The sequence below is a fragment of the Paenibacillus sp. VT-400 genome, from assembly GCF_001029205.1.
GTDB classification, from domain to species: domain Bacteria; phylum Bacillota; class Bacilli; order Paenibacillales; family Paenibacillaceae; genus Paenibacillus; species Paenibacillus amylolyticus.
Window position 1 is genome coordinate 4,413,391 of the sequence record NZ_LELF01000067.1, and the last position, 14,610, is coordinate 4,428,000.

A 14,610-nucleotide genomic window follows, 5' to 3' on the forward strand; every position below is an offset into this window, starting at 1 on the left:
CAAGGCATTCTGATCAAGCAGATATTCCGCTCTACGTGTAACGCACGTCCTGCGCAGGCCAGCTACTGGTCAACAGATCATATCTGCTGTGTTCGCCGTCTGTTCTCGGGGAAGTCATTCGTCCGCTCATCAAGAGAATCCTTACAGCCTGGGGATTCCTCTCTGGTCATGTGGGCACGGAGTACTTGGTCCCGTCATCAAATCAGTAATATAGTTCAAAAATCGACTTGTATTGACTATAGTCAACGTATTATTTTCTGATTGTAATGAACCACAGTGCTAAAGTCAAGGGTTAACACGAAAAGATAGCTCTAAAAAATTTTACTCACACACTGCACCGGGTGGGGGAGTGACAGAAATCACGGATAATAGAAGCTGGATTCATCATATGAATTCCAACTTCTATTCGCTTCTTATTCCTCTATTGTTGCAGCATCCACTTCAACAGATCCGGCGCGCTCGCCCATAAACGGGAATGCATAATGACATATTCAATCGCTTCGTCGGAGTCGCCCATGCCGACAAAGTCAGGGAGGTTATGCGGCAGCCGTTTCAAACCCAACAGGTAATCAGGCACATGTTTGTTCACACCCCGGGCTACACGATACAGCATTTTGAGCTGGGAGGTGATTCCGTTTTTCTTATACTCCAGAATGATCTTGTCATAGGCAAAGGCCGCTGCGGCGTCATCTCTTCCATACTCCTCCAGCAATTGCCCTGCCTGTTCCAATTGGTTGCTGTACAGATACACAGCAGCGAGCAGGTAACGTGCTCCGGTATTGTCTTCCGTATTAAGCTCTAGCATATGCTCCAGGATCTGTGCTGCTTCTTTCGTATCTCCACCAAACCAGCAGGATTCGGCATAGCTTTTGCATATCCGGATATAGGGACGAGTCTCATGAAGCCCCCAGAAGTCCCCTTTGTTCTCCTCAAAGAATAGTTCGCCCAGTTCACGTTTGCCAGCAGCGATTCCTTCCTTGAGGTAAGATCGTGCATCATTCTCATTGTCCGATTCCTCAGCCAAAATGAGATATGCATCAGAGCTGTCAGGATACATCTCAATCGCTGTTTCCGCCAGATGTACTCTCCGTTTGGAAGAGCTCGCTTCCCTCGCCTTAGACAGCAGAGCCTGTGCTTTGTCTTTCGATGTGCCTGGACCGTTCAGCATCAATAGCTCGTCCGTTTCACCGCCCATGCCGTATTCTTCGATGTAACTATTCATCTCCTTAACCTTCCGGGAGATCGTGCCTGTCGTTACCTCATATTTATCAGCCAGCTCAGCCTTTGTGACATTGAAGCCGTATTCCTCGGACAGCAAATACTCAATTGCAGCAGAGAACGAGCCTGTCTTCTTCACAGTAGGGCGGGTCTGACGGGAGTAGCCGTTCCATAACACCAGAGCTTCCAAAATTACCTCGGGCTCGTATTGGTTCCTCATGTTCTCAATAGTCTGCAGGGCCAGCTGTTCGTGAGCCGGGTGCTCCCATTTCAAATCGCTTGCCACCATCTTTTTCAGCTTGGTCAAGGTCAGTTTGCCCTCAGGCTGCATGGAGGCTTCCCGAACCGGTTGCTCCTTTGATATTATCCCCAGTATGGATTCTACTGCAGAGGACTCCTTGTTCAGACAACATTTCTTATATTTTTTCCCACTACCGCATGGGCATAAATCATTTCTTCCAACCTTACTCAAAACTAATTCCCCCTTAAATCTGTCTCTAGCCATTCGCATGAGAACTCTGTTGCTTTAGCATTGTAGGTGTCATTTCTCAAACGAGGCATTCTATATAACTTTCAAATTCCATCGATCAAGCAGAAACGGCTGCCCCTTACTTATATAAAAAAGGCGGGGCCGTTTCAGCGAGTATATGTTCATCTGGAATATGACGGATCACTCTGGCGATGAGTTCCTCATACTCTCTGTCATAGAATTGGATTCGCCTGAACCCAATCACTGGAGCTAGATTTACCGTCCAATGTAGCCCAACTATGAAAACAATTCGCTGTAGAATATATAAACCCATCTCTCTATTCTAGCAAAAATTGAATAAAGGGGTAAGCTCTACCCAAAACATACACATTCTCAGCTCAAAAAAAATAGCCTGCACACGGTGTGCAGGCTCAAAGGATATATAAAAAAAGGGGGTCATGTGTGTTATTATAAGCCCACTATGTTAAAGGCTTATGTATCTAATATTACAGTAATATTACAAAAATGATAGCGCTTTATAAATTAGTTTTTTAATATCCTCCTGATTAAAAAGCCCTTGCACATCACTCGACTGTGTGGTCGAGCAGTGCAAGGGCCAAGAAGTATCTACACGTTAATTCAAATCTTCCACATAGGCATGGTTGGAACGAAGCTTATGAACAATCTCGTCATAATCCTCATCTCTTACTTTGGCAGACAGAACATAATGCAGATCATCATAATCGGCCGAAGACACATCTGCAGCATTCAGCAGGTCTCCATCCTCATTCACTCTGTCACGAGTATCCCGTTCTGCATCACGGTCCACATTGGCTACTACAGGGATCACATTTTCGCTAGCTGGAACACCAGGGGCTGCACCTACACCCATTGCTCCGTTGGTGCCTACGCCACCTGCTGTATTATAAGGCACCAGTGGCACCATAACACGCGTGTCTCTACCTACCGCACTGTCCAGTTGACCTACTTCCAAATGCTCTGTACGGAACGTCTGAAGTGAAGTTCTTGCTCCCTCTGCCTCGTCCTCGGTTCGAAAATACGCCTGAATATGTTTTGTCATGTCAAACCCTCCTTTTTCGGAATGAAATGCAACGTGAAGTTTGTAAACGTCACGATGTAACGTAGTTAAGATACATCAATGTATGTCAGTTGTACTGGCTGAAGTTATATAACTTTTAGCAGTTCACGTACAAACGCTGGCTCATCTTCAGGTGTTCGGGATGTAATATAGTTTCCATCCACAACGGCCTCATGATCCTTGAACTCTGCTCCTGCGTTTACCATATCATCCTTAAGTGGTGGATAGGATGTAATGGTACGGCCTTTCAAGAGACCGGCACTAGCCAAAATTTGCGGACCATGACAGATCGCAGCAATTGGTTTCTTCGCACTGTTGATCTCGGTGACAAATTTCAAGATGTGCGCATCACTTCGCAAATTCTCAGGGGATGATCCACCAGGAATCACGACTGCATCATAATCTGAAGCGGATGCATCACCAATCGCCTTATCTGTGGTATAGGAGGCCTTTCCTCCTTTACCTTTAAGGGTCTCACCGGCTTTTAATCCGATAATCTCCACTTCATGTCCAGCTTTTTTTACTTCGTCATACGGGACCTGCATCTCCGAATCTTCAAAGTCATTCGCCAATAAAAAAGCAACTTTACTCATAACGTATGTTCTCCTTTCCGTGTTCGAACTTTCTTTATAAAATCGGGTCTTGCAGTACATTGGCACTTCGTTGTGCCTCGTTTTGTTATTACCCTCACCAGAGCAATTTATAACAATTCAATGTAATTTCATTTTGTAACGAAGTCTTCAAACGAATAGTTAAAAAGATCAACTCACGACAAAAAGTCCTGATTCGGGAAGGAATCAGGACTTTTTCAAAATCTGTATAATCCAAATATCGGATGTTTATATCCCTGTGTAGACATTCAAGATCGCGGAAGATGACTCTGCTTCCCTTTGTCCGAATCCTGAAGTGCCCAGATCGTTGCAACATACTCAGCAGCCGAACGGGCAAGGTGCAATGATTCATACAGGTTGCCAGGGAGTAACAAAGGTTCTGAACGGGTACGTGTTTCTTTCGCAGATTGGCGCATAATTGGATGGATACTCCTTTGATCATGAAATGGTCATCAACGAATTATCCCTTATTATGGCCTGAACCCCATGGAATTATGCACGTGGTTCCTGACGAACCGGACTTTCAAGCATCAAAGTCACGGGTCCCCAGTTGGTAAATGTTACATCCATCATCGCTCCGAAACGCCCGGTTTCAACCTGGATACCTTTATCCCGTAGCAGTTGATTAAACGTTTCATATAACAGTTCTGCCGCTTCAGGTCGGGCCGCAGCCGCAAAGCTCGGACGCTTTCCTTTGCGACAATCTCCGTACAGGGTGAACTGGGAAACAGACAATACAGCACCGCCTACATCAAGCAGACTGAGATTCATCTTCTCCTGATCATCCTCAAATATCCGCAACCCACTAACTTTGTCAGCCAGATACTGGGCATCCTTCTCGGTGTCCTCATGGGTAATGCCTACGAGCAGCATTAATCCGGACTGGATCTTACCTGTCAGCTCGTCTCCCACGGTCACCTGAGCCTCTTTACAGCGTTGTACAAGCACCCTCATCTTACAGGCTCCTTACTGCATAATCCGATGCACCGAATAGACATCTTTCACACGTTTGATCCGTTCTACAACGGATTGCAGATGATCCGTATTACGAATCAGAATTGTGACGTGCACCAATGCTAATTTATTTTTATCTGTCCGTCCTGTAACGGCAGATATGTTGGTTTTACTTTCAGATACAGCCTGAAGTACCTCGTTGAGCAAGCCATTCCGATCATGGCCTGTAATCTCAATATCCACACTGTAACTTGCTTCGATATTCTCTTCCCACTCGACCTCAATAACACGTGCTGCTTCTTCTCCGTCTGCACTTGTCGGAATATTCGGACAGTCACTACGGTGTACGGAAACGCCGCGTCCGCGTGTAACATATCCGATAATGTCATCCCCAGGTACAGGATTACAGCATCGTGCGAATCGAACAAGCAGATTATCGATGCCTTTGACACGAATACCGTTGGTTGGACGATTTCTGCGCTCAGGCGCAGGTTTCAGCTCGCGCATCTCGGAATTTAATTCCAGCAAACTGGACTCTTCCTGCTCTTTACGCAGTTTTTCGGTTGCTTTGGTTACAATCTGTGCAGCAGTAATCCCACCGAATCCAACAGCCGCAAGCATGTCATCAATATCGTTAAACGCATATTTTTTGGCAGCTTCCATCAACTTGTCATCCGTCATCCACGCAGAAGGATCAAGCCCCATGCGCTTCAGTTCACGCTCACAGCTCTCCCGACCTTTTTCAACGTTTTCTTCACGGCGTTCCTTCTTGAACCATTGCTTGATCTTCGCTCGTGCATGAGAAGATTTCGCAATTTTCATCCAGTCCTGGCTCGGTCCGTAAGAATGTTTGGACGTCAAAATTTCGATGATATCACCTGTCTTCAGATGATAATCGAGCGGAACAATCCGACCGTTTACTTTGGCACCAATGGTCCGATTACCAACCTCCGTATGGATTCGATAAGCAAAATCCAAAGGAACAGAGCCGATTGGCAATTCGATGACTTCTCCTTTTGGCGTAAATACAAATACCAGATCCGAGAAGAAATCCATTTTGAGTGACTCTACGAATTCTGATGCATCCTGTGCTTCGTTTTGAAGTTCAAGAATTTCACGGAAGAACGTAATCTTGTCTTCAAAATGATTTCCGTTCGCAGCGCCTTCTTTGTAGGCCCAGTGGGCAGCAATACCAAATTCAGCAGTCCGGTGCATATCCCATGTCCGGATCTGTACTTCTGTTGGTTCGCCATTGGGACCAACTACCGTTGTATGCAGCGATTGATACATATTCGCCTTTGGCATCGCAATGTAGTCTTTGAAGCGTCCAGGCATCGGTTTCCATAGCGTGTGTATAATTCCCAGGGTAGCATAACAATCCTTGATATTATCCACAATAATACGAATGGCAAGCAGATCATAAATTTCGTTAAACTGCTTGTTTTTGGTGGTCATTTTCTTGAACACGCTGTAGATATGTTTCGGGCGGCCCGAAAGGTCTGCCTGAATTCCCATCTCATCGAGCTTGTTCGTAATTCCATCCATAACCGTATCAATATATTGCTCACGTTCTGCACGTTTTTTGTGCATGAGGTTAGCAATTCGGTAATACTGCTGCGGATTCAAATAACGGAGGGCGATGTCCTCCATTTCCCATTTGATTGCAGAGATACCCAAACGGTTTGCAATCGGACAGAAAATTTCCAGCGTCTCATATGAAATCCGGCGCTGGCTTTCTTCCGACTGAAACTTGAGTGTCCGCATATTATGCAGACGGTCAGCCAATTTAATCACGATGACACGGATGTCCTGCGCCATGGCGATGAACATTTTGCGGTAGTTCTCGTTCTGCTGTTCTTCCTTGGAGCGAAACTGAATACGTTCCAGCTTCGTCAAGCCGTCAACAAGCATGGCACACGTATTGCCGAAATGATTGCGGATCTCTTCAAGTGAGACCGTAGTATCCTCTACTACATCATGAAGAAGCGCTGCTATTATGGAGATGGTGTCCATCTGCATGTTCACAACAATGTCGGCAACCGCAAGCGGATGCAGAATATACGGTTCTCCCGATTTTCGCGTCTGTCCATGGTGGGCCTGATCAGCAAATTCGTAAGCTTCTCGTATGCGCACCAGATCGGGTTCTTTGATATATGCCCCGGCCTTCTCGAGTAATTGCTCTATGCCCATTCTGATCTGATCCGTGTCCTTTCTATACCAAATGGAACCCGTGACAGTGCTGCAACACAGGTTCCCCGTAAAAGTAATTTCCTATAATTATGACGCTTCACCCGTTTCCCGTCAACTGCTGACGAATAAGAGCGCTTATCCAATTTTTATATTGGTGATCTGAATTACTTCTATCCCGTTTCCCTATGACTCACAGGGGATTGGATGTATTTCTTATTTCTTATGTATTATTGCCGTTATTTGCTGAAATAGAAGGAAAATTCATGAAAATATAAATTCCATCGCTTTGCTACGTCAAAAATGTTATTGATTAATTAAGAGAAACTCTGTAATCTATTGAAAGTTTGTGTTTCGGAAAAGGAGATGAAATTCATTGCAACGCAAAATCCAGGTTAATCAAAAGATGCCACTTGGCTCAGGTTCACTGCTTAGCCTTCAGCATTTGTTCGCCATGTTTGGTAGCACAGTACTTGTACCAAACCTGTTCGGTGTTGATCCAAGTATGATCCTGCTGATGAACGGAATTGGAACATTGTTGTACATACTGATGTGTAAAGGAAAGATCCCTGCATATCTCGGGTCCAGTTTTGCCTTTATTGCTCCTGTCACTTCAGTATTGAAAACACATCCAGAGAACGGCTACTCCATGGCACTTGGAGCTTTTATCATAACAGGACTTGTTTTCTGTTTCGTGGCCCTCATTATTAAATTTGCGGGTACCGGATGGATTAACGTAGTCTTCCCACCAGCGGTTATGGGCGCCATCGTTGCTCTGATCGGACTGGAGCTTGTACCCGTGGCTGCCGGAATGGCAGGTCTGATTAATCCCGATATCCTTAAATATCCCAACTGGGCACCTCAAGCCAAACCAATCATTTTATCCATGGCCACGCTTGGTATCACTGTCATTGGTGCCGTAACGTTCCGTGGATTCCCCAAAATCATTCATATTCTAATCGGTATTGTAGTCGGTTATATCCTTGGCTATTCTATGGGTCTGGTTGATAAACAGGCTATTGGAAACGCTGATTTCATCTCACTACCAACCGTAACAACGCCTACATTTGACTGGTCCGTTATTTTCACCATTTTACCTGTAGCGCTTGTGGTTATCGTTGAACATATTGGACATTTGCTTGTAACGAGCAGCATTGTAGGCAAAGATCTTTCGAAAGACCCTGGGCTTCATCGTTCCCTGCTTGGTAATGGGGTCTCCACCATTCTGTCCGGTTTTGTAGGATCAACTCCCAATACAACCTATGGTGAGAACATCGGTGTAATGGCCCTGACTCGCGTATACTCCACATATGTCATTGGTGGCGCAGCAGTCATTGCAATCGTACTCTCCTTCTCAGGAACATTCTCGGCGCTTGTAGCCAATATTCCTGTGCCAGTTATGGGTGGCGTATCCCTGCTTCTGTTCGGGGTTATTGCAGCATCTGGTCTGCGTATTCTGGTTGAACAGAAAGTCGATTTTGCCAAACCGACCAATCTGCTGCTTACTACACTTGTATTGGTCATTGGACTGAGTGGTACAGAAGTTACCTTCTATGGCGTTCATCTGAAAGGGATGGCATTGGCAACCATCGTCGGAATCCTGATGAGCTTGTTGTTCAAACTGTTTGAAGTGCTAGGTTGGTTGAATGACGATTCGCGTAAACAGCCTATCACTGAAAAAACACCAGATTAATTCCATCTCATATACATCAAAAAGCCTGTTCTCTCCAACCTTAACGGATGGAGAGAACAGGCTTTTTCGCAATCATTAATGCTGTATATTATTTCCCGGGAAAAGGGAAAAGCAATTCAGGTTTTAATCACAACACTCCAAGTGGAGATTTTAAACTTAGTAGTTCATCAATGTGAATACATCGATTTTCTCAGGTAATTTAGCACGACCATTCAGATCAGACAGCTCGATCAGGAAGGCAGCACCGACAACGTTCCCACCCAATTGTTCAATCAAGTTGATGGAAGTTGCAATCGTTCCACCCGTTGCGAGCAGATCATCTGCGATCAGGACATTTTGACCTTTTTCAATCGCATCTGTGTGCATCGCGAGTGTATCCTTGCCATACTCGAGATCATAACCAACTTCAATCGTCTCTCCAGGCAGTTTTCCACTTTTACGAATCGGAGCAAAACCGACACCAAGAGCGTATGCCAGAGGGGCGCCCACAACGAAACCACGTGCTTCAGGTCCAGCAATGACGTCAATTTTGAGATCAGAAACCATCACTTTCAGTTCATTGATCGCCTTGCGGTACATTTCTCCATCTTTCAACAATGTTGTAATGTCCTTAAAGCTGATTCCCGGTTGTGGAAAGTCAGGAATGACACGAATATAATCTTTAAAATCCAAAATAATCTCCTCCTAAAATAAATACACAAACTTCCATCTAAGATACGCCCTTCATCCGGGATATCATCCATTGTGTCAGTTGCGGTGTGGCTGCATCCAGCATCACCTGTTCTATCTCGGCCATATTTTCGAGCGCCTGATAGTGACGTGAAGCGGTTAGTTCACGCTTAGGCGGGTTATCCACAAACGCAATTTTGCCGTTATCACGGGTAATGAAGGATAACTCTTCGAATACATCCAACATCATCGTAATCATGCGCGGCGAACAACCACACTGACGACTGAGCACAGGAGTAATCTCTTGTTCCTCCACGGGTTCAGCTTTCCATTTCAACACCTGCATATAAATACGCTTAAAGAGTTCTCTGGAAGGCATCTGAAGGCGATCTCGGCGGTTGCCTGATCCGTGCAGAAGGATGATATTCTCAGCTCCACTGAACAAAGCCAGCATGGCATTAAGTTGTTCCGGGGTTTCCGGCGTATCAAACACAAATAACGTCCGGACTTGTTCCTGTCCATAATGCTGTGCAGCAGCATTACACGGAAATAACCCGACCTTTCTATCATATACCCAAAGGCAAGGTTCATACAATGAATTTCCCTCGGAAACATCTGTTTCTTTCCGAACAATAGCACCAACAGAACCAGATTTATATCGCAGATGCACCTCAAGTGAGCTCAAGAAATGTTTCATCGCATTTAATGGCTCGGCATTACCGCGCAAATCAAACACTTGGACCTGAGGAACATGAATGTCCTGAAGCATCAATTGAGGTTTTCTCATCCCATTCCATTCATTGATGGACAGTTCTCCCATCACATCAATAACGGAACCTGGGAGAAGAAAATCTGCTAACGCTCCCTTGCCAAAAGCGACGGTTTCCAGTTGCTGACCATCCTGTTCCAGAACCAGTTTCAGATGGCGTTTCTCTCGTCCCATTGTTCTGGTTTCCTTCACAGTTACACTTCTCAATACAAACCGTGGCGAAGGATTGCTCATTCCAAAAGGCTGCAATCTGTCGATCTCCTGGATCACTTTCAGCGGAACATCACTGATTCTGCATTCATCATCCGCAAGACGTTGAGGTACAAAGTCCTCTTCAGTTAATACAGATGCAGCAAACTCATTCAAACCAGCCTCAAGTTCCTCCAGCTGATCCCGATGCAAGGTCATACCTGCTGCTGCAGGGTGTCCCCCGTAATGGTCCATAGTGTGTTTATTGACTGTGAGTGCCTGATAGATATCCAAGCCCTCAATGGAGCGCGCAGAGCCCTTGCAGACACCGCTCTCTGGATCGATCCCAAGGATAAGTGTAGGTCGGTAATAACGCTCCAGCAATTTGGAAGCCACAATACCAACCACTCCAACGTTCCAGCCCTCACCAGCCAATACGATTACATCTGGAACGGATCCTGAACGAAGCTGTATCTTTTGTTCCAACTGTGCCGTTGCTTCTTGTAATATGCCCTCTACGACTTGCTGCCGCTCCCGATTCAATAGATCAAGCTGGCCCGCAAGCGTATGAGCTTCATCCAGATTCTCGGTGGTGAGAAGCGATACCGCTCTCCCGGCATGATCCAAACGTCCACTGGCATTAATACGAGGTGCCATGGCAAAGGCAATATTAATGGAAGTCACCTGACTCTGATCCACACCACTGATTTCCAGCAATGCACTTACACCAGGAAGACGTGAACCACGCATCGATTCTATTCCATAACTGACAATAACCCGGTTCTCCCCTTCCAAAGGCATCAGATCGGCAACGGTGCCGATGGCCGCAATCTCCATCCATTCACCGGGCACTTCCCCGATTAATGCCTGAGCGAGCTTCAAGGCTACTCCCGCTCCTGCCAAACCTTTAAAAGGATACGGGCATCCCGGAAGTTTTGGATTAATAAGTGTAAAGGCTTCGGGCAAAATTTCAGGCGGCTCATGGTGATCTGTCACAATGACTTCGATGCCCAGCGTGGCCGCATAGGCAATCTGTTCAACAGCACTGATTCCGGTGTCCACGGTAATAATCAATGAAACGCCTTGTTGATGCGCCCAATCCAACGCATGGTTGTGCAATCCATACCCTTCATTCGAGCGATGAGGGATATATATATCGTACGAAGCCCCAAGATGACGCATCAAATGGATCATGAGCGATGTGCTGGATACGCCATCAGCGTCATAATCCCCGTAGATCAAAATATGTTCTTCCCGCTCCAATGCCAGCTTGATACGTGGCACAGCTTCATTCATGCCGAGGAGCAGATAGGGATCATGCATCTGATTAAGGTCAGGATGCAAAAAACGTTCGGCCTCCTTCTCATTGTGCACTCCTCGACTCACAAGCAAACGTCCAACAAGGGGTGAAACGGAAAGCGCCTGCGAGAGTCCCGCAGCCGCCTCCAAATCGATATTCGGTGTATTCCACCGGTATTGCGAATAAAGCAATGATAACGCTCCTTTCCTGATCTACTGGACCCACGCTTCACTACTGAATTAATGTCGCTTCGTGATCGGGCAGTTCATGATTGGATTTATAGGGATAACCTGGATCATAAGGTATCGCTTGAATCTGTACTTCTTTCACATGACTGAAACGGGTGAGCAGTAATGTCTTGGCACGATTTGCAATCTCCTGTGCTTCCAGTATCGAGATCCTCGGATTCACACTAATGACCAGCTCAATCGTAACGTCATGTTCCTGTTCACGTGCAACCAAATGCTCAATGGTAATGATGCCATATACCCGCTGTACGGTCTCTTTAAAATCGGACGCTTCTTCCTGCTCCAGCTCCTGAACGAGTGAACCATAGACTGTGTCCACAATCATTCGGTAACCCTTGTGAAGCACAAAACAGGAAGCAATCAACGCAGCCGTGGGGTCTAGGTAGAGCAGCATGCTCAATCCCGTCTCTTCACCAGCCATCGATCCTATAATGCCGATTAACACGGTGAGCGAACAATAGAGTGCACGGCGATGTTGCTGTGCATAGGCCAGCGCCTGAGACTGGTTTCGTTTACGGAAATATCTGTACTGAAATTGAAAAATCGCTTCTTTCACAGCCAAAGCTGCAACAGCCACCAAAAGTACCGACTTGCCGGGTGCTTCCGGTTCACTTCCGGAGAGACTACCCAATGCGGAGATCGCAAGCTGTAATCCACCCATGAGAATCAGCACAGATAACAATACTGAGATTCCGGGTCTAGCAACACGTGAATGTTCTTTAAACCGTCCCCTGCGAGCCTTGCTCTTATCGCGTACAGACTTGGAGGGAAAGAGACCAGCCAGGGCAGAACCAGCTTCAGAAGCAGAATACAAGCCGTCAGCGAGCAATGATTTGCTGTTTGCCATATAACCGACTCCCGCTTTGATCACCGCAAGTCCCAAATTACCGGCAATACCGCTCCATGTGGCAGCCTGAGCAGATGGGATATGTTCTCTGGTCATGAATATTCCCCCTTAATTCTGTACATAAAGTTGCAAAACCGCGCCTGGCAGACGCGGCTTCACAATAAGATGTTTAGTTAGATTCTTTAGCTACTGTTTTTGGCTTATCCACTTGTTTACCTTTGAGCATCAGCCATAGTGGAGCGGCGATATAGATTGAAGAATATGCACCGAAAAGTGTTCCGATAACCATCGCAAGCGAGAACATGCGAATGGATTCTCCACCAAATATGAACAAACAGATTGAAGCTGCAAACACGGTGAATGTTGTATTCAGGGAACGTGTCATCGTTTGAGCCAAACTGCGATTGACTACCTCACGCAAGTCGGCTTTGGTTGTCTTTTTGGCAAAACGCAGATTCTCACGAATCCGGTCAAAGATAACGATCGTATCGTTGATCGAGAACCCGACAATGGTCAATACTGCAGTAATAAAGGTCAGATCGACTTCCAAACGGAAGATGGAGAACACACTTATTACAACAAATGCATCATGGAAGAGTGCGATAACCGCAGCCAAACCAAAGCGCCACTCAAACCGGATCGCAACATAGATCATGATCCCGATACTTGCAATGAGTACCGCGTAGATCGCGTTGCGTTCCAATTCTTTGGCCATCTCTGGATCGACGGTATTTACTTCATAGGAAGCTGATGCATCCAGTTTGGCAAATTCCTGTTTAAATTTGCTCTCTTGGGTCTCATCCAGTTCATTGGAGAAACGAACATTTACACGGTCAGCCCCCGGCGTAATGGTAACATCACCCTCATCAACACCGATGTCCTTAACGATAGGTTTAATCTGCTCCGCTGTGATTGCTTTGGAAACCGAGATATCCACGTTCGATCCAGCACGGAAATCAACCGCATAATTCAAACCCAAAGCCAGAATGCTGATGATCCCCGTAATCGTCAGAATAATCGAGAAAATATAGGCAATCTTACTACCTTTAACATAATCAAAATTCCAATTAAAGCGCACGAATTTCACTCTCCTTCACTCCGAAGTACTTAGGCTTCTTCAACACGTTACCCCGTACAAGCAGGGTCAACAGGAAGCGGGAGAAGAAAATATTCGTGATAATACTGGTGACAATATCAAAAATCAGCACGAGTGCAAAACCTTTAACCGCACCTGTTCCCAAGAAGAACATAACAGCCGCAGCAATAATGGTTGTGATGTTGGAGTCAATGATTGTTCGGAAGGAATGTTTACCACCCGCTTTAACCGAAGACAAGATCGACTTACCACTGCGCATCTCTTCTTTAATCCGTTCGTACGTGATGATATTGGCATCCACCGCCATCCCTATACCCAGGATAAACGCCGCAATACCTGGAAGGGTAAGCACGAATTCTCCTAAATAGAAGATTGCAAGTACCAGCCACGTATGTGTGATCAAGGCAAAACTCGCGATAATACCAGGAATGCGATAAAGCCCAATCATGAACACTAGAATAATAACGGAACCAATCAATCCTGCTTTAATGGTCTGATCCAGAGAAAGCTTGCCAAGTGTTGCACCAACACTTTGTGAATACTTCTCTGTAAGTTTCAGTGGCAATGCACCCAGGTTAATGGTGTCACGAAGCTGGTTTGCTTCGTCACGTGTGTAAGCACCCGAAATTTGAGCGGAACCATCTGTCAACTGTTGTCTAACGGTTGGAGCAGATAGAAGCTCATCGTCCAAATAAATCGCGAGAGGTTGTCCGATCAAACGTTTGGTAATCTCGGAAAATTTGGCTTTATCTTTCACTTGAATGTCAATCATCGGCTCATTCAATTGAGTGAACACAACTTTGGCTGCATTCTCAACAAATTCATTTCCGCGAAGCTCAATTTTGGTGTATTCGCCTTCCTTGTCGTTCTCAGCTTTACTACGGAAGGTCAAAACAGCCGGCTCTTTCATTTTGGCTCTAACTTCAGCCTCATCCGTAACCCCTGCCAACTTCAATCGAATCCGGTTGCTTCCTTCAGTGGTTACCTCCGGTTCGCTTGTTCCGAGCGCATTGGCGCGGCTTTCAAGACTTTTGGCCGTTTGCACCAAAGATGCTTTGGTGACTTGTTGACCTGCTTCGAGCGGCTCTGCTTCATATAAGATCTCGTAGCCTCCCTTTAAATCAAGGCCCAAGCGTATATTTTTGAGCAGTTCCGGGCTTGTTCCCACCATTACCCCTGTGGTGACAAGCACGACCAGAATGAAACTGATAATTCTTTTCATGCCGTTCCTAGATCCCCTTTCGTTCTCAATATTCCTATT

Annotated in this window: 12 protein-coding genes; 1 reads left to right on the forward strand and 11 read right to left on the reverse strand. The window is 45.9% G+C overall.

Going from position 1 to position 14,610, the window contains the following annotated elements; genetic code table 11:
• Positions 1 to 421: 421 nt before the first annotated feature.
• The 6 genes from EL84_RS29835 to EL84_RS29855 all read right to left on the reverse strand — a co-directional run bounded on the left by EL84_RS29835 (position 422) and on the right by EL84_RS29855 (position 6,541).
• Positions 422 to 1,690, reverse strand: coding sequence for an SEC-C metal-binding domain-containing protein (locus tag EL84_RS29835; RefSeq protein ID WP_047844081.1), 1,269 nt, complete (start codon positions 1,688 to 1,690; stop codon positions 422 to 424).
• Positions 1,691 to 2,321: 631 nt separating this feature from the next.
• Complete coding sequence (locus EL84_RS29840; protein ID WP_036616903.1) at positions 2,322 to 2,768, reverse strand: hypothetical protein; 447 nt, start codon at positions 2,766 to 2,768, stop codon at positions 2,322 to 2,324.
• Between the two features lie 104 nt (positions 2,769 to 2,872).
• Entirely contained in the window at positions 2,873 to 3,379 is a 507-nt protein-coding gene (locus tag EL84_RS29845; protein ID WP_036616900.1) for a type 1 glutamine amidotransferase domain-containing protein, read from the reverse strand.
• Between the two features lie 266 nt (positions 3,380 to 3,645).
• The gene (locus EL84_RS32100; protein ID WP_017686784.1) at positions 3,646 to 3,813 is read right to left on the reverse strand and encodes a hypothetical protein; all 168 of its coding nucleotides are present in this window, start codon (positions 3,811 to 3,813) and stop codon (positions 3,646 to 3,648) included.
• Between the two features lie 76 nt (positions 3,814 to 3,889).
• Positions 3,890 to 4,351 (reverse strand): D-aminoacyl-tRNA deacylase, encoded by a 462-nt coding sequence (dtd, locus tag EL84_RS29850; RefSeq protein ID WP_047844082.1) that lies wholly within the window; start codon positions 4,349 to 4,351, stop codon positions 3,890 to 3,892.
• Positions 4,352 to 4,363: 12 nt separating this feature from the next.
• Positions 4,364 to 6,541: a RelA/SpoT family protein gene (locus tag EL84_RS29855; protein ID WP_036616894.1), complete on the reverse strand. Its 2,178-nt coding sequence runs from the start codon at positions 6,539 to 6,541 to the stop codon at positions 4,364 to 4,366.
• 373 nt (positions 6,542 to 6,914) lie between these two features.
• Between EL84_RS29855 and uraA the strand changes: the two genes are divergently transcribed.
• Complete coding sequence (gene uraA, locus EL84_RS29860) at positions 6,915 to 8,231, forward strand: uracil permease (RefSeq protein ID WP_047844083.1); 1,317 nt, start codon at positions 6,915 to 6,917, stop codon at positions 8,229 to 8,231.
• 156 nt (positions 8,232 to 8,387) lie between these two features.
• Here the strand turns inward: uraA and EL84_RS29865 are convergent, their stop codons facing one another.
• The 5 genes from EL84_RS29865 to secD all read right to left on the reverse strand — a co-directional run bounded on the left by EL84_RS29865 (position 8,388) and on the right by secD (position 14,571).
• Positions 8,388 to 8,903: an adenine phosphoribosyltransferase gene (locus EL84_RS29865; protein ID WP_047844084.1), complete on the reverse strand. Its 516-nt coding sequence runs from the start codon at positions 8,901 to 8,903 to the stop codon at positions 8,388 to 8,390.
• A 37-nt stretch (positions 8,904 to 8,940) separates the two neighbouring features.
• On the reverse strand, positions 8,941 to 11,349 hold the full coding sequence (gene recJ, locus EL84_RS29870) for a single-stranded-DNA-specific exonuclease RecJ (protein ID WP_047844085.1): 2,409 nt from the start codon (positions 11,347 to 11,349) through the stop codon (positions 8,941 to 8,943).
• Positions 11,350 to 11,389: 40 nt separating this feature from the next.
• The gene (locus tag EL84_RS29875) at positions 11,390 to 12,349 is read right to left on the reverse strand and encodes a cation diffusion facilitator family transporter (RefSeq protein WP_047844086.1); all 960 of its coding nucleotides are present in this window, start codon (positions 12,347 to 12,349) and stop codon (positions 11,390 to 11,392) included.
• Positions 12,350 to 12,422: 73 nt separating this feature from the next.
• Positions 12,423 to 13,331 carry a protein translocase subunit SecF gene (gene secF / locus EL84_RS31055; RefSeq protein ID WP_053061658.1) on the reverse strand — a complete coding sequence of 303 codons (909 nt, stop codon included), beginning with the start codon at positions 13,329 to 13,331 and terminating at the stop codon, positions 12,423 to 12,425.
• Positions 13,321 to 14,571: a protein translocase subunit SecD gene (gene secD / locus EL84_RS31060; RefSeq protein ID WP_051447453.1), complete on the reverse strand. Its 1,251-nt coding sequence runs from the start codon at positions 14,569 to 14,571 to the stop codon at positions 13,321 to 13,323. Before secD ends, secF begins: the two co-directional genes overlap by 11 nt.
• Positions 14,572 to 14,610 lie beyond the last annotated feature (39 nt).